The sequence below is a fragment of the Mesorhizobium sp. CA7 genome, from assembly GCF_020165015.1.
Taxonomy (GTDB): Bacteria; Pseudomonadota; Alphaproteobacteria; order Rhizobiales; family Rhizobiaceae; genus Mesorhizobium.
Genome location: NZ_JAIUHH010000001.1, coordinates 612,817 through 631,996, shown reverse-complemented (window position 1 = coordinate 631,996; position 19,180 = coordinate 612,817). Strand labels below are relative to the sequence as shown.

At 64.0% G+C, this 19,180-nt stretch carries 19 protein-coding genes and 2 tRNA genes; 8 read left to right on the top strand and 13 right to left on the bottom strand.

The window, feature by feature from the left end:
• Positions 1-9 precede the first annotated feature (9 nt).
• Together LB552_RS03070 and LB552_RS03065 are read right to left on the bottom strand one after the other, a co-directional pair.
• On the bottom strand, positions 10-1,491 hold the full coding sequence (locus tag LB552_RS03070) for an ABC transporter substrate-binding protein (RefSeq protein WP_224601810.1): 1,482 nt from the start codon (positions 1,489-1,491) through the stop codon (positions 10-12).
• A gap of 115 nt (positions 1,492-1,606) precedes the next feature.
• Entirely contained in the window at positions 1,607-2,884 is a 1,278-nt protein-coding gene (locus LB552_RS03065; protein WP_224601809.1) for an acetylornithine deacetylase/succinyl-diaminopimelate desuccinylase family protein, read from the bottom strand.
• 261 nt (positions 2,885-3,145) lie between these two features.
• Here LB552_RS03065 and LB552_RS03060 point away from each other — a divergent pair, with 261 nt between their 5' ends.
• Positions 3,146-3,577 carry a L,D-transpeptidase gene (locus LB552_RS03060; protein ID WP_140846163.1) on the top strand — a complete coding sequence of 144 codons (432 nt, stop codon included), beginning with the start codon at positions 3,146-3,148 and terminating at the stop codon, positions 3,575-3,577.
• Position 3,578: 1 nt separating this feature from the next.
• On the opposite strand, the gene LB552_RS03055 is transcribed toward LB552_RS03060, so the two are convergent.
• From LB552_RS03055 to LB552_RS03020, 8 genes are all read right to left on the bottom strand, one after another.
• Entirely contained in the window at positions 3,579-4,571 is a 993-nt protein-coding gene (locus tag LB552_RS03055) for a lipid A biosynthesis lauroyl acyltransferase (protein ID WP_224601807.1), read from the bottom strand.
• 6 nt (positions 4,572-4,577) lie between these two features.
• Entirely contained in the window at positions 4,578-5,606 is a 1,029-nt protein-coding gene (locus LB552_RS03050; RefSeq protein ID WP_224522664.1) for a zinc-binding dehydrogenase, read from the bottom strand.
• A gap of 36 nt (positions 5,607-5,642) precedes the next feature.
• Entirely contained in the window at positions 5,643-6,914 is a 1,272-nt protein-coding gene (locus LB552_RS03045; RefSeq protein ID WP_224601804.1) for a beta-ketoacyl-ACP synthase, read from the bottom strand.
• Positions 6,915-6,991: 77 nt separating this feature from the next.
• Positions 6,992-8,179, bottom strand: coding sequence for a beta-ketoacyl-ACP synthase (locus LB552_RS03040; protein WP_224601802.1), 1,188 nt, complete (start codon positions 8,177-8,179; stop codon positions 6,992-6,994).
• A gap of 55 nt (positions 8,180-8,234) precedes the next feature.
• Positions 8,235-8,516, bottom strand: coding sequence for an acyl carrier protein (locus LB552_RS03035; RefSeq protein ID WP_027167184.1), 282 nt, complete (start codon positions 8,514-8,516; stop codon positions 8,235-8,237).
• Between the two features lie 230 nt (positions 8,517-8,746).
• Positions 8,747-9,889, bottom strand: coding sequence for a slipin family protein (locus tag LB552_RS03030; protein WP_224601800.1), 1,143 nt, complete (start codon positions 9,887-9,889; stop codon positions 8,747-8,749).
• 361 nt (positions 9,890-10,250) lie between these two features.
• Positions 10,251-10,316, bottom strand: a tRNA-Thr gene (locus tag LB552_RS03025).
• Position 10,317: 1 nt separating this feature from the next.
• Positions 10,318-10,392, bottom strand: a tRNA-OTHER gene (locus LB552_RS03020).
• Positions 10,393-10,645: 253 nt separating this feature from the next.
• Between LB552_RS03020 and LB552_RS03015 the strand changes: the two genes are divergently transcribed.
• On the top strand, positions 10,646-10,912 hold the full coding sequence (locus LB552_RS03015) for a hypothetical protein (protein WP_224601798.1): 267 nt from the start codon (positions 10,646-10,648) through the stop codon (positions 10,910-10,912).
• Positions 10,896-11,360, top strand: a complete 465-nt coding sequence (locus LB552_RS03010; protein ID WP_224601796.1) for a hypothetical protein — start codon at positions 10,896-10,898, stop codon at positions 11,358-11,360. The genes LB552_RS03015 and LB552_RS03010 overlap by 17 nt, the downstream gene beginning before the upstream one ends.
• Position 11,361: 1 nt before the next feature.
• On the opposite strand, the gene LB552_RS03005 is transcribed toward LB552_RS03010, so the two are convergent.
• Positions 11,362-11,910, bottom strand: coding sequence for a histidine phosphatase family protein (locus LB552_RS03005; RefSeq protein WP_224601794.1), 549 nt, complete (start codon positions 11,908-11,910; stop codon positions 11,362-11,364).
• Between the two features lie 174 nt (positions 11,911-12,084).
• Between LB552_RS03005 and LB552_RS03000 the strand changes: the two genes are divergently transcribed.
• The 3 genes from LB552_RS03000 to LB552_RS02990 all read left to right on the top strand — a co-directional run bounded on the left by LB552_RS03000 (position 12,085) and on the right by LB552_RS02990 (position 15,873).
• Positions 12,085-13,035: an AEC family transporter gene (locus LB552_RS03000; protein WP_224601792.1), complete on the top strand. Its 951-nt coding sequence runs from the start codon at positions 12,085-12,087 to the stop codon at positions 13,033-13,035.
• Positions 13,036-13,205: 170 nt separating this feature from the next.
• Positions 13,206-14,663: an NAD-dependent succinate-semialdehyde dehydrogenase gene (locus LB552_RS02995; protein ID WP_224522660.1), complete on the top strand. Its 1,458-nt coding sequence runs from the start codon at positions 13,206-13,208 to the stop codon at positions 14,661-14,663.
• Positions 14,664-14,847: 184 nt separating this feature from the next.
• Positions 14,848-15,873 (top strand): aldose epimerase family protein, encoded by a 1,026-nt coding sequence (locus tag LB552_RS02990; RefSeq protein ID WP_224601790.1) that lies wholly within the window; start codon positions 14,848-14,850, stop codon positions 15,871-15,873.
• Positions 15,874-15,920: 47 nt separating this feature from the next.
• Here LB552_RS02990 and LB552_RS02985 read toward each other — a convergent pair whose 3' ends face one another.
• Positions 15,921-16,838 (bottom strand): sugar kinase, encoded by a 918-nt coding sequence (locus LB552_RS02985; RefSeq protein WP_224601788.1) that lies wholly within the window; start codon positions 16,836-16,838, stop codon positions 15,921-15,923.
• Positions 16,839-16,996: 158 nt separating this feature from the next.
• On the opposite strand from LB552_RS02985, the gene LB552_RS02980 reads away from it, so the two are divergent.
• Positions 16,997-17,440, top strand: a complete 444-nt coding sequence (locus LB552_RS02980) for a FixH family protein (protein WP_224601786.1) — start codon at positions 16,997-16,999, stop codon at positions 17,438-17,440.
• 7 nt (positions 17,441-17,447) lie between these two features.
• Positions 17,448-18,656 (top strand): cytochrome-c peroxidase, encoded by a 1,209-nt coding sequence (locus tag LB552_RS02975; RefSeq protein ID WP_224601784.1) that lies wholly within the window; start codon positions 17,448-17,450, stop codon positions 18,654-18,656.
• Between the two features lies 1 nt (position 18,657).
• Here LB552_RS02975 and LB552_RS02970 read toward each other — a convergent pair whose 3' ends face one another.
• Positions 18,658-19,110, bottom strand: coding sequence for an Lrp/AsnC family transcriptional regulator (locus tag LB552_RS02970; RefSeq protein WP_224601782.1), 453 nt, complete (start codon positions 19,108-19,110; stop codon positions 18,658-18,660).
• Positions 19,111-19,180 lie beyond the last annotated feature (70 nt).

Below are 19,180 nucleotides of genomic sequence, written 5' to 3'. Positions count from 1 at the left end.
GCGCCGGCCTCAATCCGTCCACTTCACCTTGGTCAGATCGTCAGCCTCGATCGGCCAGTTCGTCCACATGCCCTGCAGCTTGGCATCCCAGACGCCAATCTTGGGCAGCTCGAACAGGTAGACGGCGGGCACGTCGTGCGCGAGAATCTTCTGCGCCTCGCCCAGCAGCTCCAGCCTCTTATCCTTGTCGACCGTGGTGCCGAGTTCCTTGATGACATCGTTGAACTTCGGATTGTCATACTGGAAGTAGTAGCCGGGCCGCGAATAGATATCGATGTCGTTTGGCTCGACATGGGAAACGATCGTGAGATCGTAGTCCTTGTTGGTGAAGACCTGGCTCAGCCACTCCGCCCATTCGACCGGAATGATCTGCAGATTGACCCCGATGTCCTTCAGTTGGGACTGAATCACCTGGCCGCCGTCGCGTGCGTAAGGTACGGGCGGCAGCTTGATCGTGGCCGAAAAGCCGTTCTCCAGCCCCGCTTCCTTCAGATATTCCTTGGCCTTGGCGATGTCGTGCGGATAGACGCCGGTGAGATCGACATAGCCCGCATCGCCTGGCGAAAAATGAGAGCCGATCGGCTTTCCAAGACCGTTCGAGGCCGCGGCGATGATGGCGCTGCGATCGATCGCGGAGGCGAGCGCCTGCCGCACCGCAAGCTTGTCGAAGGGCGGCTTCTTGTTGTTGATCGACAGGATCGTCTCGCCCTCGGTCGAGCCGATCACGACGCTGAAGCGCGGATCGGACTGAAGTTGCTCGAGCGCGTCTTGTGCGGGCATGTTGGCGAAAGCCTGGATGTCGCCCGAGAGCAATGCGGGGACAGCCGCGGCCGCGTCGGGCACGATACGGAACGTCGCCTTGTCGAGCGCGGCGGGCGTACCCCAGTAGTCCGGATTCTTGACCAGCGTGATCTCGGAACCCTTGGCCCAATGATCGAGCTTGAACGGACCGGTGCCGATCGGCTTGTCCTTGTTGCCGTCAGCCGATGCCTTCGCCACGATCACCGCCGCAACCTGGCCCATGTCATAGAGGAAATCGCCCTGCTGACCGTCGAGCGTGACCTTCACCGTCGCCGGATCGACCGCTGTGACATCGGTGATATGCGCAAAGAGCGGCTTTTGCGGGTTAAGCGAATCCTTGGCGCGCGCCCGGTCCAGCGAGAACTTCACGTCGTCGGCGCTGAAGGCCGAGCCATCGTGGAACTTCACGCCCGAATGCAGCTTGAACGTGTAGACCTTGCCGTCGTCAGAGACGGCCCAGCTGTCAGCGAGACCTGACTGAACCTGGCCGTTGTCGTCAATGCGCGTCAGCCCTTCAAAGACATTGGCATAGGTGACTTCGCCGATGGCCGCGGCCGCGCCGGCGGTCGGATCGAGATGCGGCGGCTCAAGCACGATGCCAAGCGTGAGGTCGGTGCGTGCGGCAAAGGCCGACGTGGCGGCGGCAAGCGACAGCACAGCCGCGGCCAGGATGGTCTTCCACAGTTTCATCGCTGAACTCCCATTGCTCAAACGTGCTCAGGCTGGCGGATAGAAGCGTGATTTCGCGCGCGAGTAAATTGCGTTTCGTGCTGCCCGGCGGCGCCAGGCGGAATGTTTTTCCGGATCAGCCGGTTGTACCGCGCAAGAGCACATTGAGGCCGATAGCCATCACCTTGGCCGATTCCACCATGTCGGCGATGCCGACCCATTCGTCCGGCCGGTGGGCGAGGTCGAGAATGCCCGGGCCGTAGGCGATGCAGTCGTAGAGGTGGCCAATGCGCGCGACATGCTTCTGGTCGTATGTGCCCGGCGAGATCACATAGTCGGGTTCGCGGTCGAACACCTCCATGATGCCTTTGGCGACGGCCTTCACCACCGGCGCGTCGCGCTCCGTCATCAGCGGCAGCACCTCCATCAGATCGCGGATCTCGTAGTCGAATTTCTCGCGCTCGCGTTTCAGCCGTTCGAGGATGCCCGTGACTTCGCCTTTGACGGAGGCGATGTCCTCTTCGAGCAGAAAACGCCGGTCGATGGTGAGGCGACACCAATCGGGCACGTTGGGCGAGGGAAGCCCCGGCCGGAAATCCTCGGTCTGGCCGCCATGAATGGAATTGATGTTCATGGTCGAGCGCCTGGCGCCTTCCGGAACCACCGGCATGCGCGTCATCTTGCGGTCGAGGGCCGGGAACAGCTCGTCCTCGAAGGCCTGCAGGACGGCGCCCATATGGCGCACCGCATTGTCGCCGAGGAATGGCATCGAGCCATGCGCGATCTCGCCCTTGGTCTCGATCTCGGCCCACCACACGCCCCGATGGCCAAGGCAGATGCGATCCTTGTTCAGCGGCTCGGGGATGATGACGTGGTCGACTTTCGGCTTCGAGAAATAGCCGAGCCTCGCCAGATGGGCGACGCCGCCGAAACCGCCCGATTCCTCGTCCGCCGTGCCTGATATCTCGATGGCGCCGGGGAAATCGGGATAGACTTCCACGAAGGCTTCGACGGCGATGACGGAGGCAGCCAGGCCGCCCTTCATGTCGCAGGCACCGCGCCCATAGACCTTGCCGTCCTTCACCACGCCGGCGAAGGGATCGACGGTCCAGCCGTCGCCGGCCTCGACCACGTCGATGTGCGAGTTGAAATGCACGCAGGGACCGGGCGAGCTGCCCTCGAAACGGGCAACGACGTTGACGCGCGGGTAGCGGTCGCTGTCGCCTGGCGCGCCTTCGGCACGAATAAACTCGGTCTCGAAGCCGAGTTTCTTCAGGCGCGCGCCGAGAAACTCGGCGCATGGCCGATAGGCTTCGCCCGGCGGGTTTACGGTCGGAAAGCGGATCAGGTCGGCGGTCAGCGCAACGAGGTCGTCGGCCCGATCCTCGACCGCCTTGAGAAGTCGTTCATTCATCCGGCGAATTGAAGAAGGAACGCAGCACTTTTGCAAGCGACCAGTCGCTCATTGCCACACAACGACCGAAGCATGGACCAACGCCTCGCCTAAATTTCAGAGGGTGCGTGGTGCGGCAGCAACTATACCGCGAAAATCGTTCAAATTCACCGCATTGCATTGGCGGATTCGTCAAGGAGTGTGTGGTACTTAACGCATCTGCCGGCGAAAAGATGGAAGAACCGCGCGAACGGCAGGGGGCAATCAAAGGGGTTTGATCGCATGAAAAAGTTCGTTCTCATGGCAACCGTGCTAGCAACCGCATTGTTCGGCATGTCCATCGCAAGCCGGGCGGCTGCGCTGGTGGCCAATATCGACGTCTCGTCGCAGACCATGACCGTCAGCAAATACGGCCAGGTGGTTTATCGCTGGAGCGTGTCGACCGCGCGCAAGGGTTACTTCACGCCGCGCGGCAGCTACCGGCCGCAATGGACCGCCCGGATGTGGTATTCGCGCAAGTATGACAACTCGCCGATGCCCTATTCGGTGTTCTTTCACGGCGGCTACGCCATTCACGGCACCGGGTCGGTGAGAAATCTCGGACGACCGGCATCGCATGGCTGCGTGCGCCTGCATCCGGCTAACGCCGCGGCCTTTTATTCGATGGTCAAGGAAGTCGGCTTCGGCAACACGCGGATTGTCGTCACCAACTGACCTAAAGGCCGACTGTCGCCTTCGACTGTCCGCGCTTACGGCGGCGGCCGCTGATTTCCCAGCGTTTGTGGAACCACATCCACTGGCCGGGGTCCTCGCGCACCCAGCGCTCGACCACATCGGTGAGCAGCTGGGTGGTGGCGCTGACATCGACGCTACCGCCTTCGGTGCGCGGCAAGGTCAGCCTGTCCTCGATTTCCAGGCGGAAGCGGTTGCCCGGCAGCCTGACGCAGCGGGCGGGGTAGACATCGCAGTCATAGTGGCGGGCCAGCATGCCGAGCATCGGATTGCTCTGGCATGGGCGCCCGAAGAAGGTCGTGTTTACGCCGCCCGAGAATTTCTGATCGACCAGCACGCCTATATTGCCGCCCTTTTCGAGGATGGCGGCAAGGGCGAAGGACGCGCCGGCGGCGGAGGGCAGCAGGGCGCCCATCGAGGAGCGGCGCGTCGAGTGGATGTAATCGGCGAGATAGGGGTTGTTCGGCGGGCGAAACAGCGCCGTGATGTTCATGCCGAAGGTGGCCGCGGCCACCGGCAGCAACTCGAAATTGCCGAGATGGCCGGTGAACAGGATATGCGGCTTCTTCTCGCCGGCGATCTCGTGGAAATGCTCGACGCCGCGCACCTCCACCCGGCCCGGCTTCGAAGCGTTCGGATCGAAGTCGAACAGCGCGTCGAGGAAGATGTATTCGGCGGCGAGGCGGGCCATGTTGCCCCACATGTCGCGCGCGATGGCTTCGATCTCGGCGTCGCTCTTTTGCGGATAGGCAAGGCGCAGATTGTTGACCGCAACGCGGTGGCGCCCAACCATCGGGCCGATGCGGCGGGCGACACGGTCGGCGAAGTTGAGCGCGCTGTCCGGCGGCAACAGGCGCAGCAGCGAGAGCAACACGATGGCGAGCTTGGCGACCAGCCAATGCTCCAGCTGGCGCAGCCGTCGGCCGTAGCGGAACATGAAGTCCCGGCGGGCTTTCCTGAACACCTTGCCGACCATCCTGTCTTAGGAAACGCGCAGGATGATCTTGCCGAAGACGTCGCGGCCTTCCATGCGCTTCAGCGCGGCGTCGATGTCGTCGAAGCCGACTTCGGTATCGATGACCGGCGCAACGAGGCCGGCCGCCATCTTCTGCATGGCGTTGGCCATGTTCTCCATGCGGCAGCCGAAGGAGCCGAGCAGCTTCAGCTGCTGCTGGAAGAGCTGCATCAGGTTGACCTGCGTCGACACGCCCGAGGTCGAGCCGCAGGTGACGAGGCGACCGCCACGCTTCAAGCACAGCATGGAACCGGCGAAGGTGTCGGCGCCGACATGCTCGAACACCACATCGACACCCTTCTTCCTGGTCAGCTTGCGCACAACGCCTTCGAAACGGTCCTCGCGGTAGTTGATGACATGGTCGGCACCAAGCGCCTTGGCCTTGTCGATCTTGTTGTTCGAGCCGACCGTGGTGATGACAGTGCAGCCCATCTTCTTTGCGAGCTGGATGGCAGCGGAGCCGATCCCGGAGCCGCCGGCATGGACGAGGATGGTTTCGCCTGGTTCCAGCCTGGCGTTGTCGAACAGCATGTGCTCGACCGTGCCGAAGGTGACAGGCGCGACCGCCGCGCCGATCTCGGTGACGCCGGGAGGCGCGGGCACCAGAAGACGCGCCGGCAGGTTGATCTTTTCCTGGGCAAAGCCGTCGAGATGGAAGCCATGGACGCCGGAAACATGCTCGCAGAGATTGTCGCGGCCTTCGCGGCAGGCGCGGCAAAGCCCGCAGGTGCGCGCGCCGTAGATCGACACCAATTGTCCCGGCAGCAGGTTGGAGACGCCGGGGCCGACCGCCTCGACCTCGCCGGCGGCCTCGGCGCCGACGACCAGCGGCAGCTTGCGCTTGGCAAACGCCATGCCGCGCCAACCCCAGACGTCGATATGGTTGAGCGCCACCGCCTTGATGCGGAGCGTCACTTCGCCCAGCGAAGGCGGCGGGGGAGGCGGCAGGTCCACCGTTTCAAGGCGGCGGTCCTCGATAAGTTGCAATGCGCGCATGTGGCCTGTCGGGTCTGTAAGAGCGGAAAAGTCCGCTTAGACCGGTTCCCGCGCCATGACAAGGCAGGTGTTCTGGCCGCCGAAGCCGAAGGAATTCGACAAAACCGTGCCCACTTCGGCATTGCGCTTCTTGTTCGGCACGACGTCGAGCACGATGGCCGGATCTGGATTGTCGTAATTGATCGTCGGCGGGATGACGCTTTCGCGCATGGTCATCAGCGAGAAGGCGGCCTCCACCGCGCCGGCGGCCGACAGGGTGTGGCCGATCATCGACTTGTTCGACGAGATCGGCATCGAGCCGATGCGCTCGCCGAAGACGGTGGACAGCGACAGGTGCTCCATCTTGTCGTTCTCGGGCGTCGAGGTGCCGTGCGCATTGACGTAGTCGATCTCGTCTTCCCCGAGGCCCGCATCGGCAAGAGCGGCGCGCACCGCCGCGATCGCAGGCGAGCCGTCGGGCTTGGAGCGGGTGCGGTGAAAATCGTCGGCCTTCTCGCCGCAGCCGCGCATGATGCCGAGGATTGTCGCGCCCCGCGCAAGGGCGCCTTCCAGCGATTCCAGCACCAGCGCGCCGGAGCCTTCAGCCAGCACGAAGCCGTCGCGATCCTTGGAGAAGGGCTTTGAGGCCTTTTCGGGGATATCATTGTGGGTGGAAAGGGCCGAGAGCAGCGAGAAGCGGATCAGCGCTTCGGCGGTGGCCGAGCCGTCGGCGCCGATCGACAGCGCCTTGTCGCACTCGCCGCGCCGGATCGCCTCGACCCCAAGCTGGATGGCGGTGGCGCCCGAGGCGCAGGCGGTCGACAGGGTGATCGGCAGGCCACGCGTGCCGAAGCGGTCGGCCAGGCGATCGGCGATCGAGCCGAACTGCGTGGTCTCGAAGACATCCAGCTCCTTCAGCCCGCGCGCCACGCGCAGCAATCTTTCGGCACCGGCGTCCTGCTTGTCGGAATTATAGAGCGAGAAGCGGTCGATCCAGTCGAGCTCGACCGGCGGCGAGGCCAGGAACAGCGGGCCGCCGAAATCGCCGGACTCCAAACCAGCTTCCGAGACGGCCTCCTGGGCCGCCGTCTCGGCCAGTTCGTAGGTGAGGTGGCTGGCGCCCTTCGAGCTCGAGGGCAGGAAGTCGACCATGCCGGAAATGCGGGTGTTGAGGTGGTCAACCGGAAAGCGGGTGATCGGATGGATGCCGGATCTGCCCGAGGTCAGCGCCGCCCAATTGTCGGCCTTGCCGATGCCGAGCGAGGTCACCACGCCGATGCCGGTAACGGCGACGATCGGCCTGCCCATGTGGTCGCGAAGATTGGCCATGCTTTGTCTGCCTCGTTATCGAGCAATTCCAGGAAAGGTGCGTAGCGGTTTTCCGCCCGGAATTGCGAAAAACCGATCTAAGCGGCTTTAACCAGCCCCAGGCCCTCGAATTGGTGATAGCCGATCGCGGTTGCAAGGACGGAATTGGGGGCGCCTTCGAATGGGCGCTCCACCGTGGCATCGAAGGCAGGATAACCGGCCCCGCGATCGACGGCCATTGCCGCGAGCGCAACCGCAAAGGGGAATTGAGCCTCCTTCATATGGCCGGTGAGCGTCGAGAAGGCGCGCACGGCCAAAGCCGGGTTGGCATCGAGAACGGCCTTTTCGGCCGCCGTCGCGGCGTGGGCGCCGGAAGCGGCGGAAATCGTCAGCAGATCGCCGTCGGGAAGGGCGGCCTGCTTCAGCAGCGCAGCAATCTCAGAATTCAACTCGCCTTGCCGGCGCCTGGCGCGGCCGGAGACGACGGGGCCAAGCTCGGCGTAGATCTTGCGGCCGCGGTTTTTTGCGTGCTCGCGCTGCTCGAGCACCAGGAAGGCGCCGCCGGAGCCCGTCACCACGCCGCCGCCTTCTGAGCCCTGGCGTTGCCAGACCGGTTTCCACGGTCCGCGATGCAGGTAGCCGGCAAGCTCGTAGCCGAGCAGCATGTCGGAATGCTCGGTCTGGAAGGCGCCGCCGACCAGAACATGGGTCGACTGTCCCGAGCGGATGCGCGCGGCCGCCGTCTCGACGGCCGAGACGCCGGCGCCTTCCTCGCCCATGAAGGTGCGCGACGAACCGGTGACCTTGTGGACGATCGAGATGTTGCCGGCGAGCAGGTTGGAGAGCTGGGCCAGGAACAAAGTCGGCCGCAGTTCCGTCGTCAGCTTCTCGTTGAGCAGCACGTCGCGGTCGTTGCGGCTTTCGGAGGCTGCAAGGATTGCGGCATCGACGGCTTCGTCGCGCTCGCCGCCGCCGGCCGCCACGACCATGTCCATCGTGGCGCAAAGCTCGTCATTGCCTTTGATGCCGGCGTCGTCGAGCGCCAGGCCGGCGGTGTAGGTGCCGAGACGCTGCCAGGTTTCCATCTGACGCTGGTCGCCGCGCTTGGCGATCTGCAGGTTCCAGTCGATCTCGGGCAGGGGATGGATGGTGTAGGGTGCGAAGCGCTCTGCCTCGAGCACCGGCTCAAGGCCCGGTCGGGTGAGCTTCTGCCAATGCGCATCAGGGCCCTCTCCAAGCGAAGAGACAAGGCCGATGCCGGTGATGACGACGTCGTGAGAACTCATGGGCGGCTGTTGTGGGTCAGCTGGCGGGGCTCGTCAAGACCGCGCCCGAGCCGGCTCAGGCGGCCTTGGCCGCGACCAGCGCGTCGATCTTGGCGCACAGGTTCTTCATGACGAAGTAGTCGTCGGTCGAGGCCTTGCCGTCATTGACCTCCTGCGTCCACTTCTCGAGCGGCACCTTGATGCCGAATTCCTTGTCGATGGCAAAGACGATGTCGAGGAAATCGAGGCTGTCGATGCCGAGATCGTCGATCGTGTGGCTCTCGGGCGTGATGGTGTCGATATCGATCTCGCTGGTGTCGGCAATGATCTTGGCGACTTTCTCGAACGTGGTGGACAAGGGCTCTTCCTTCGGTTGCGGGCGGAATCTGTCCGCATCTTTGTTTGGGCGCTGTCTAATCGGTTTTTCCCGGCAGGAAAAGGCCTGACGCGCCGGGGCAGGTGGGATGTCGCCTTTGGGAGCGCAAGAAGGGCCGCCGGCCTGCCCGGCGGCCCCTCCCATTTGACGCTGCGTCAGCTTTGTGTCGCATGCCGTCTTCCCAAAGCCGGAAACACTTTGGGCGACATGCGTCAGTCGCGGAGCTTGACCAGGTCGTTGAGCAACCCGCCCGTCCCGTTGTGGACGGTGAGCCGCTCGACCTTGCCGGCGATGGCCTCGAGAGCCTCGAGCTCCTTCAGTCGCAGCATCACCGGGTTCTCGGCCATCACCTTGGCCGTGTTGAGCAGCGAACGGGTGGCGTTCGTCTCCTCGCGGCGGCGGATGACGTTGGCCTCGGCCTGCTTCTCGGCCGAAACCACCTGGTTGAGGATCTCGCGCATGTCGCCCGGCAGGATCACATCCTTGAGAGCGATATCGCTGACCTCGACGCCGATCACGGCCATGTCGTCGCGCACCTTGGCAGCCGCGTCCTCGTCGACCGTGACCTTCTTGTCTAGGATCTGGTCGAGCGTGAGCGCGCCAAGCGTCTTGCGAAAGACATACTGCAGGGCGCGGTAGAGGGCTTCGGAGAAGTCCTTCACCGTGCTCACCGCCGTCACCGGATCGACGACCCGGTATTCGGCGGCGATGTTGACGCGGATCGTCACGCGATCCTTGGTCAGCATTTCCTGCCCGGCAACATCGAGCGACTGGCGCTTGACGTCGACAACCTTCACCTGGACCATGCGCCCGACATTCCAGAAGGCGTGCACACCCGCGGCAAGCGTGCGGGTGTAGACGCCATCCACGAACAGCAACCCGACCTGGCCGTCCACGACCGGATAGAGGAACACATGTTCCGTCTTCCGGGCCTGGCCGATCCGGCGCATCAAGGCCGGATCGACGGCGAGATCGGCCGCCGTGTCGACGGACGTGACCTTCCACGGGCCGGCATCCGTCCACAGCACGAGCTTGCGATCCGGGTTGAGCACGGCATGCAAGGCGCCGTCGCGCTCGACGACGGCGACGTCGGTACGCCCGGTGCGGATGACGGTGAGGTGACGCGCGGCCACATCCGGGAGCTTGTCGAACAACGCCTTCTCGTAAGCCGAAACGAATTCCGGGTTCTTCAGGTCGTGCCTGGAGATTTCCAGGTTGCCGCGCCGGTTGGCGAGCCAATGCTCGCCCGGCATCAGGATCGCCTGGATCTCACCCTTGTAGAGGGTGACGGCACGTTCACTTTCCTTCACCAGGACGCGCTGGCGTCCAAGAGCCTTTTCGAGAATGGTCTTCATTGTCTTACTCCTGTCGGGCATGGCCCCATGTGAGGCGTCACGTCATGCGTCGATCATCCTTTCGTTTCTCGTTTCACGTCGTCGTACTGTCCTGGGCACGAATGATCCGGGGACCGGTGGCATCGGCGCGTGGCGGGCCCGTGGGAGCGGATCGCGGGGCGGCGAAGCGGGCGCCGGAAGCCGAAGCTTCCTTTGCCGGCCGCGCCGCGCCTTGATCGTCACCGCGAACCTGGCCGCGAGCCGATGGCGCAGAATGTCACCGCCCGGCGAGGCCGAAGTCTTGCCGTCCGTGAAATCCTCGCATTCCGGTCCCCGGACCGTTTTGGATAACACCACCTGAAGGTGTCGGCTTATCAGGCCGTTGGAGAAGGAATCGAACCTTCGACAGTCAGATGACAAATCTGATGCTCTACCAACTGAGCTATCCGTGGTGCTGATGAAGGGACTCGAACCCTCGACCTCCGGACCTAAATCCGGCGCTCTAACCTCTGAGCTACATCGGCGATCCCAACACCCGAAACGGCGCCGCACACAGTGTGGCAGAGCCGGCTGCGCGGGCGGAGACGAAAGCTCCAACCGTTGTGCTCGCTTCGGTTTTCGTGACCGGGAGCGCGCCTATAGACCCTGCGACGGGTTGTCGCAAGCGGCATTGTCGCGGCGGATTTGCGGCTTCTTGCGACTGTGCCGTTTCGGCAACAGTGGCGCCGATCACATCCCAGGCTTGAATGTACCAATGTACCATGGTACATCGAACGCATGACGATAGAACGTGTGCAGACCGGTGTGCGGCTGGAAAAGCGGCTGGTGAAGGTGCTCAAGGCTTTGGCCGAGCATCAAGACATCAGTCTTGGCGATCTGATCGAAGGTATCGTGCTGCATGCCTTCGAGGGGCAAACGCCGTTTTCGCCCGGGACGCTCGAAACGATCGGGCAGTTGAAGCGCATCTACGGCTTGGAACTCGGCGCGGCCGACAGCCACCGGCTGGTGGAAACGACGGAGAAAGCAAATGACGAACCATCTTGAGCGCTGCCACAGCATCGACCTTGCCGGTCCCATCGATCGCGTCTTCCCCCTGTTCACGCCGATCGGAGAGACCTTGTGGGTCGAGGGCTGGGATCCCGAATTCCTCCATCCGCGCGGCGGCGAAACACAGGAGGGGATGGTCTTCCGGACGAGCCACGGCGACGAGACTACGCTGTGGGCCTGCACCGACTGGCAGCCTAGCGAGCATCGCATGCGTTATGCAAGGGTGACGCCGGGATCGCGTTTCGGATTTGTCGAGGTGACCTGCCGAGACACCGGCGGCGAGAGCACGCAGGCGTCGATTGCCTATACGTTCACGGCTCTGGGCGAGACCGGACAATCATATCTGTCAGAGCTGACGGAGGACGCCTTCGTCGATATGATCGAAAGCTGGAAGATCGGCATCAACGCCTGGCTGTCGAAGAATGGGGCGGCCAGTCCGGCCTGACTCAAAAAGTCACGCGGCCGAGCACCTTGAGACCATCACCGTCCGGTGCCACCACCACGGCCTCGCCCTCGCGCGGCGCTACGCCGGTGAGCGCCTCGATGTTTTCCACATGCGTGACCAGCACCAGATTATCGGAGCCGGAATAGCCACGGATCTCCTTCATGATCGCGGCCATTTGCGCGGCCTTTTCGGCCGGGTCGGTTTTGAGCAGATCGAGCGGCGCGAAAGGCTGCGGCTCGGATTCGAAAGCGATGCGGGCAGTATCGAGGCAGCGGCAGTAGCGGCTGGAGAGCACGTGATCGATCGGCGCCGAGCGCGCCGCGAACAGCGCGCCGATGCGGCTTGCCTGCTGCTTGCCGCGCTCCGACAGGTTGAGCTGCGTGGCGCAATTGCCGATGTCGAAATTGGCCGGGTCGGCAGCTCCGGTGACGAAGGCATGGCGAAGCAGAACGACATGGCCGCCGTCGCGCAGCAACGCCCAGCCCGCATCGGTCGCGTGGGCCAGGGTGGGAACGGCAAACAGGAAGAGCGCCAGGGCAAGTCGCAGCATCGGAAGTCCTATGGCAGCCCGCAAAGGCAAGGTGGTGATTGGCATATAGGGACCGCAAAGCAGGCTGAAAGACAAGCAGCGGGGCAGCAGAGCAAATGGAGCGCCGTTCCGTTCGGTGCGATTGCACCGCAGTCAGGGCCCGCCTATCACGGGAAAAATGTCTCCGCCCAAGAAATGACGCCGCTTACCGAAACCGTCCTCTTCGTCTTCAGCCTTGTGGCGCTCGGCTATTTGGCCGGGCTCACCTTCTATCTGAAGCCGGCGAGCGGGGAGGGCATTTCGGAATTCGCCGTCAGCGTGGCGATGCCACTGCTGCTCTTCCGGACCATGGTCAAATCGGATTTTCATGGCGTAACGCCCTGGTCGCTGTGGGGCGCCTATTTTGCGGCCGCCGCCATCACCTGGACCACGGGCCATCTGATGATGACGCGCGTTTTCAAGCGGGATGCACGCGCGGGCATCGTCGGCGGCGTGTCCTCGGCTTATTCCAATGTCGTGCTGCTCGGCGCGCCCTTCGTCCTCGGCATATTCGGCGCCAGCGGCTTCGAGGTGCTGTCGCTGCTGGTCTCGGTCCACCTGCCGATCATGATGATGGCCTCGATCGTGCTGTTCGAGATGTTCGGGCGCGGCAGCGGCGAGACGGTGCATCCGCTGCGCGTCGTCAAAAACTTCCTCAGGCGCCTGTTCCTCAATCCGCTGATCATCGGCATCCTGGTGGGGCTCGCCTGGCGCCTCACCGGCACGCCGCTGCCGGCCCTGGTCGAACGGTTGGTCAATACGCTCGCGGACACGGCCGGTCCGGTGGCGCTGTTCGCCATGGGGCTCAGCCTGCGCCGCTTCGGCATCTCCGGCAATATCAGACCGGCGCTGGCGCTGTCGGTGCTGAAACTGTTCGTGATGCCGGCGCTGGTGCTGGCCTTCGTCTGGCTGCTCGGCCTGCCGCCGCTGACGGCCAAGGTCGCGGTGGTGGTTGCGGCACTTCCTTCGGGCATCAACTCCTATCTGATCGCCGTCCAGTTCAACACCGGCCAGGCGCTGGCCTCGAACCAGATGACGCTTGCCACCGCAAGCGCGGTGGTAACCACCTCGTTCTGGCTGACGGTGGTGATCCACGTCTTCGGATAGAGCCGCTGAACGCGGCTCGCTTTTGCTGGCCCAACCCCTATATGCCATCTTGTGATTGCTTGCCCGCCTTTCCCTAGGTAAGAGCAATGCGCCGGCGTGCGGCTCTTGAAGCACGCTTCAACGGATATCCAGAAAAACGGCCGATCAGCGCGCCGAACGGAGGCCAGACCATGCTTCAGAAAACCAGCCATTTCATGCGCCAGGCCAACCTCATCAATGGTGAATGGGTGCAGGCCGACAGCGGCCAGACCATCGACGTCAACAATCCGGCGACCGGCCTCAAGATTGGCACCGTGCCTAAGGCCGGCAAGGCCGAGACCCGCCGCGCCATCGAAGCCGCCGAGGAAGCCTTCAAGAGCTGGCGCAAGACCACCGCGCTCGAGCGCTCGAAGCTGCTGCGCAAGCTGCATGACGCGATGATGGATAATCAGGACGTGCTCGCCGAATTGCTGACCATCGAGCAGGGCAAGTCGCTCACCGAATCCAAAGGCGAGATCGGCTCGGCCGCCAGCTATATCCTCTGGTTCGCCGAGGAAGGCCGCCGCGTCTATGGCGACATCGTTCCGTCGCCATGGGGCGACCGCCGCATCCTGGTGACCAAGGAGCCGGTCGGGGTGATCGCCGCCATCACGCCGTGGAATTTCCCGTCCTCGATGCTTGCCCGCAAGATCGGCCCGGCTTTGGCCGCCGGCTGCACCGCGGTGGTCAAGCCCGCCTCGCAGACGCCCTATTCGGGCCTCGCCTGGGGCGCGCTTGTCGAGGAGGTCGGTTTCCCGAAGGGCGTCGTCAACGTTGTCACCGGTTCGGCCGGCGAGATCGGCGACGAGATCTGCGCCAACCCGCTGGTCAAGAAGATCACCTTCACCGGCTCGACCGAGGTCGGCAAGATCCTGATCCAGAAGTCGGCCGCGACGGTCAAGAAAGTGTCGATGGAACTCGGCGGCAACGCGCCGTTCCTGGTCTTCGACGACGCCGATGTCGATCGCGCGGTTGCCGGCGCCATCACGGCCAAATACCGCAATTCCGGCCAGACCTGCGTGTGCACCAACCGCTTCCTGGTGCAGGCCGGCATCTATGACAAGTTCGTCGAGAAGCTGGCTGCCGCCAGCAACAACCTCAAGGTCGGCTCGGGCCTCGAGGAAGGCGTGCAGCAGGGGCCGCTGATCGACGAGAAAGCGGTCGAGAAGGTCGAGGAATTCATCGCCGATGCGACGTCGAAGGGCGGCAAGGTCGTCGCCGGCGGCAAGCGCCATGCGCTCGGCGGTTCGTTCTTCCAGCCGACGGTGATTTCTGGCGCCACGCCAAACATGCGCTTCATGAAGGAAGAGATTTTTGGGCCGATCGCGCCTGTGTTCAAATTCGAGACCGAGGAAGAGGCGATCGCGCTGGCCAACGACACCGAGTTCGGCCTTGCCGCCTATTTCTACACCGGCGATCTCGGCCGCGCCTTCCGCGTCATGGAAGGCCTGAAATACGGCATGGTCGGCGTCAATGAAGGCCTGATCACCACGCCCGAGGCGCCGTTCGGCGGCGTCAAGGAATCCGGTCTCGGCCGCGAAGGCGGGCATCAGGGCATCGAGGACTATCTCGACACCAAATATGCCTGCTTCGGCGGCCTAGGGCTCTGATATCGATCCCCGGAACAGGGGCAGGCGCGCCCAGCAGTCCACCGTTTCAGACAACGGTGGACTGCTCTATAGCCTTGTCTTGGCGCAAAGCCGCTGCGCACTTTTCCTGGAATTGCCTTAGCCTGCGCTTGCCGGATGATACGCAGCCGGCCTAAATCCACGGATCGGAAATGACATTTCGGGCATGGCAATGAAAGACGGCGAGGTCTTCGGCACGACGCAGGTGGGCGAGGCCGTGCGCCGCTTCACCATCCGCGGCGGCGGCATCACGGCCAACATCATCGGGCTCGGCGCCATCATTCAGGACCTCAGGCTGAGCGGCCATGACGCGCCGCTGGTGCTGGGCTACGACCGATTCGAGCCCTACGAGACCGACCGCGCCTTCTTTGGCGCCGTCGTCGGCCGCTTCGCCAACCGCATCGGCGGCGGCCGCTTCACCATCGCCGGCAACCGCTTCCAGACCGAGCAGAATTTTCTCGGCAAGCACACGCTGCATGGCGGCTCGGAAGGCTTTTTCCGCCGGCCATGGGCCGTCTCGCTGCATGGCCGCGATTTCGTAACGCTGACGCTGCACGATCCGGACGGCGCGATGGGCTTTCCCGGCGCGCTCGACGTCACCTGCACGTATCGGCTGAAGATCCCAGGCACGCTCAGCATGGAGCTGACCGCGACCTGCGAGGAGCCGACGCTCTGCAACCTCGCGCAGCATTCCTATTTCAATCTCGACGACGGCGGCGCCGGCGACATCCTCGACCACCGGCTGATGCTCAACGCCGGCGCCTACACGCCGGTCGATGATGAGATGATCCCCACAGGTGTCGTGAAGCCGGTCGACGGCACGCCCTACGATTTCCGGCAGGCGCGGCCGCTGCGCATGGAAATGGAAGGCGAGCAGCTTCGCTACGACCTGAATTACTGCCTGGCCTCGAGCCGCGGGCCGCTGCACCAGGCTGCCTGGGTGCAAGGCGCCAATTCCGGCGTCGAGATGGAAGTCTGGACCACCGAACCGGGACTGCAGCTCTATAGCGGTCAGTTCGTCGCGCCGACATCGCCGGGGCTCGACGGCCGCCGCTACAAGGCGTTTTCAGGCCTCTGCCTCGAAGCGCAGACATGGCCGGACGCGCCGAACCGGCCTTATTTCCCGCAGGCGACGCTGTGGCCGGGGCAGATCTATCATCAGGTGACGGAATATCGGTTCCGTCTGCCTTAAGGTTTGACGGTATTGAAGTGATGGCCCGGCCTAAGCTTCGATGCTGTTTAACTATCGAATGCAGCTCTCAACGTCTCGAATGGAGCCAACGCGCCGCGAACCTGCACAACCGCGGCAGCGACTTTGTGCGCGCGGCGAGCGGCGGCGGCAGGCGCGTGGCCGGCAAGCCGGGCGGCGAGATAGCCGCCGTTGAAGGAATCGCCGGCCCCCGTGGTATCGACGGGGGCGGCCACATGCACCGCGTCGACAGCTTGTGAAGCGCCGTTCAGCGCAATCAGGGCCGGCTGCTCGCCATTCTTGACCACGACCTCGCCGGTTAGCTTGCGCAGGCGCTTGGCTGTGACCTCCGGGGTCTCATCGCCGAACAGCATCTGCTCGTCCGGAAAAGTCGGCAGCGCAATGTCGGCCACCGCAAGCGCTTCCAGGATCGCGGCCTGCGCCGCTTCGCGGCTCGGCCACAGACGCGGCCGGTAATTCGGGTCGAAGGCAACGAGCGAGCCGGCCTTGCGGGCAGTCGCCACGGCCGAGAGGAGGGTTTGGCGCGCCGCCGCGTCCAGAATTGCCAGGGTGATTCCGGAAAAATAGACAAGCGCCTGGTTTTCAAGGCTTTTTGCCAGTGCTGTCGGATCCGAGGCGAGCTGGCGCGCGGCCGCGTCGCTTCGCCAGTAGGTGAAGGCGCGCTCGGCTCCTGTAAGCGTTATGGCGTAAAGGCCGGGGCGCGCGCCGGCAATGACCGGGCTGTTGCCTATGCCGATGCCGTTCTCGGCAAAGAAAGCGATCTGGTCGTGCGAGAAGGGATCGTCGCCGAAGGCCGTCACATAGGTCGCGGGCCGTTCCGGGCTCAAGGCGTGCAACGCCCAGAGGGTGTTGAAGGTGTCGCCGGCAAAACCCAAGCGCCAGTCCGAACCGCTCCGGCCCGACAGTTCCAGCATGCATTCGCCGATCGATGCGATACCATTGGCCATGCGGGCTTATCCCTTCCTAAGATATTGTTGCTGTAGCTTTTTGCGGCCGGCAGCGCCATGCTTGGCTACCGGCGAATTTTGCGCCAGAAGCGATTTCCCACAGGCAGGGCGGGACGCGACAAGCGGCCCGCGACGTTAGCAGCCGAAGAGGAACGGGCTTGGTATCGATATGGCGTTACATTCTTGCGGGTCTCGGTCTGGCCGTGCTGCTGGTCGGCATCGTGGCCGCAGTCTATCTGACGCTGCCGCAATCGGCGCCCGGACCGGACCTGTCGCGCTCGAAGAAGACGGCGTACGGCCTGTTCGTCGCGAGCTTCGAGCCGGAGCGCGGCGTGGTCCGGCAGGGCGAGCTGCAGTCCTGGCTGCTGACGCTGAAGACCGCCGCCGGCGCGCCGGTGGAGGGAGCCGCCATCACCGTTTCCGGCGGGATGCCGCGGCACGATCACGGCCTGCCGACCAGTCCGCAGGCGACCGACTATTTGGGCCAGGGGCGCTACCGCATCGATGGCGTGAAGTTCACGATGAGCGGCTGGTGGCAGCTGCACTTCGGTATCTCGGCGGCGGCGGGCTCCGATTCCGTCGTCTTCAACATCGTGTTGTGAGCGGGCGATGAGGCGGCTGAACAGCGTTGCGAGCCTCTCGGCCTTAGCCGCTCTCGCCTTGCTGGGCGGCTGCGGCGAGCCGCAGTTCAGCGACGCCGAGAAGAAGACCATCGCGTCGCTGGCGCTGAACACGCTGCCTTCGCTCAAACTCGACACCACCAACCAGTATGCGGATGTGCCGGCGGCTGCCGCGCTCGGCTCGACGCTGTTCTTCGATGCCGGCATGAGCCGCGACGGCACGGTGTCCTGCTCGACCTGCCACAAGATCGACCGCCAGTTCCAGGACGACCTGCCGCAGGCGGTCGGCGTCGGCCATACCAACCGCCGCACGATGCCGCTGGCGGGCGTGGCGCGCGATCCATGGTTCTTCTGGGACGGCAGGCGCGACAGCCTGTGGGCGCAGGCGCTGACGCCGCTTGAAAACCCGCTCGAGCAGGCCGGCAACCGGGCCGCCTTCGCGCATTACATCAAGAAGCGGTTCGGCGAGCGCTATGAGCGCATCTTCGGACCGTTGCCGGACCTTTCCGGCGTGCCGGCCAATGCCACCCCACTCGGCAGCGATGCCGAGAAGGCGGCGTGGAACGCCATGCCCGCCGGCCGGCAAGACGACGTCAACCGCGTCTTCGCCAATATCGGCAAGGCGATCGCCGCCTTCGAGCGATCGATCGAGCCTGAGCAGACGCGCTTCGACCGCTTCGCCATCGATCTGGCCACTGGCGCCAAGCCGGAAGGGAATGCGGCGTTCTCGCCGGAGGAAGTCCTTGGGCTGAAGCTGTTCATCGGCAAGGCCAATTGCATGACCTGCCACAACGGCCCGCGCTTCACCGACAACTCCTTCCACAACACCGGCGTGCCGCCGGTCGACGGCCTGCCGCCTGACCGCGGGCGCGTCGATGCCGTGGCGCAGGTCGGGGCCGATCCTTTCAACTGTCTCGGCAAGTTCCGCGACGGCGACGAGAGCGCCTGCCGCGAGCTGCGTTTCATGGTCAAGGACGGTCCGCAAATCATGCGTGCCTACAAGACGCCGTCGCTCAGGGGGGCCGCAAGCCGGCCGCCCTACATGCATGCCGGCCAGTTCGCGACACTCGAGGAGGTGGTGGCGCATTATTCGAAGGCGCCGCCCAGCGTGGAAGGGGTCTCCGAAGTGCACCCGCTCGACCTGTCCGAGCGCGAGCGGGCCGCGCTGGTGGCTTTCCTCAAGACCTTGTCCGAGTAGGTTAGCGATCCTTTACCGTCTCCATCGCCACGAAGGTCGACGTCTGGGCGACGTGGGGCAGGGCGGAGATGCGCTCGCCGAGCACCCGGCGGTAGGCGGCGATGTCGGTGGTGCGGATCTTCAGCAGATAATCGAAGCTCGACGCCATCATGTGGCATTGCTCGATCTCAGGCACGCCCTGAACGGCGCGGTTGAAGGCGTCGAGCGCTGCCGAGCGCGTATCCGACAGCTTCACCTGGACGAAGGCGACATGGCCTTCGCCCATGCGCTCGCGGTCGATGACCGCGCGATAGCCTCTTATGTAGCCGTCCTTCTCCAGCCGCTTCACGCGCGCCTGCACCGGCGTCTTCGACAAGCCCACCTTCAAAGCGAGTTCAGACATCGAAAGCCGACCGTCGCGCCCGAGCGCGGACAGGATGTTGCGGTCAATGCGGTCCAATTGGTCTTCGATCATCAAAATTGCAGTCGAAATGATGGGATTGGTCGCTATATGTTAGATCGATCAGTCTGCCATGTCGATTTCT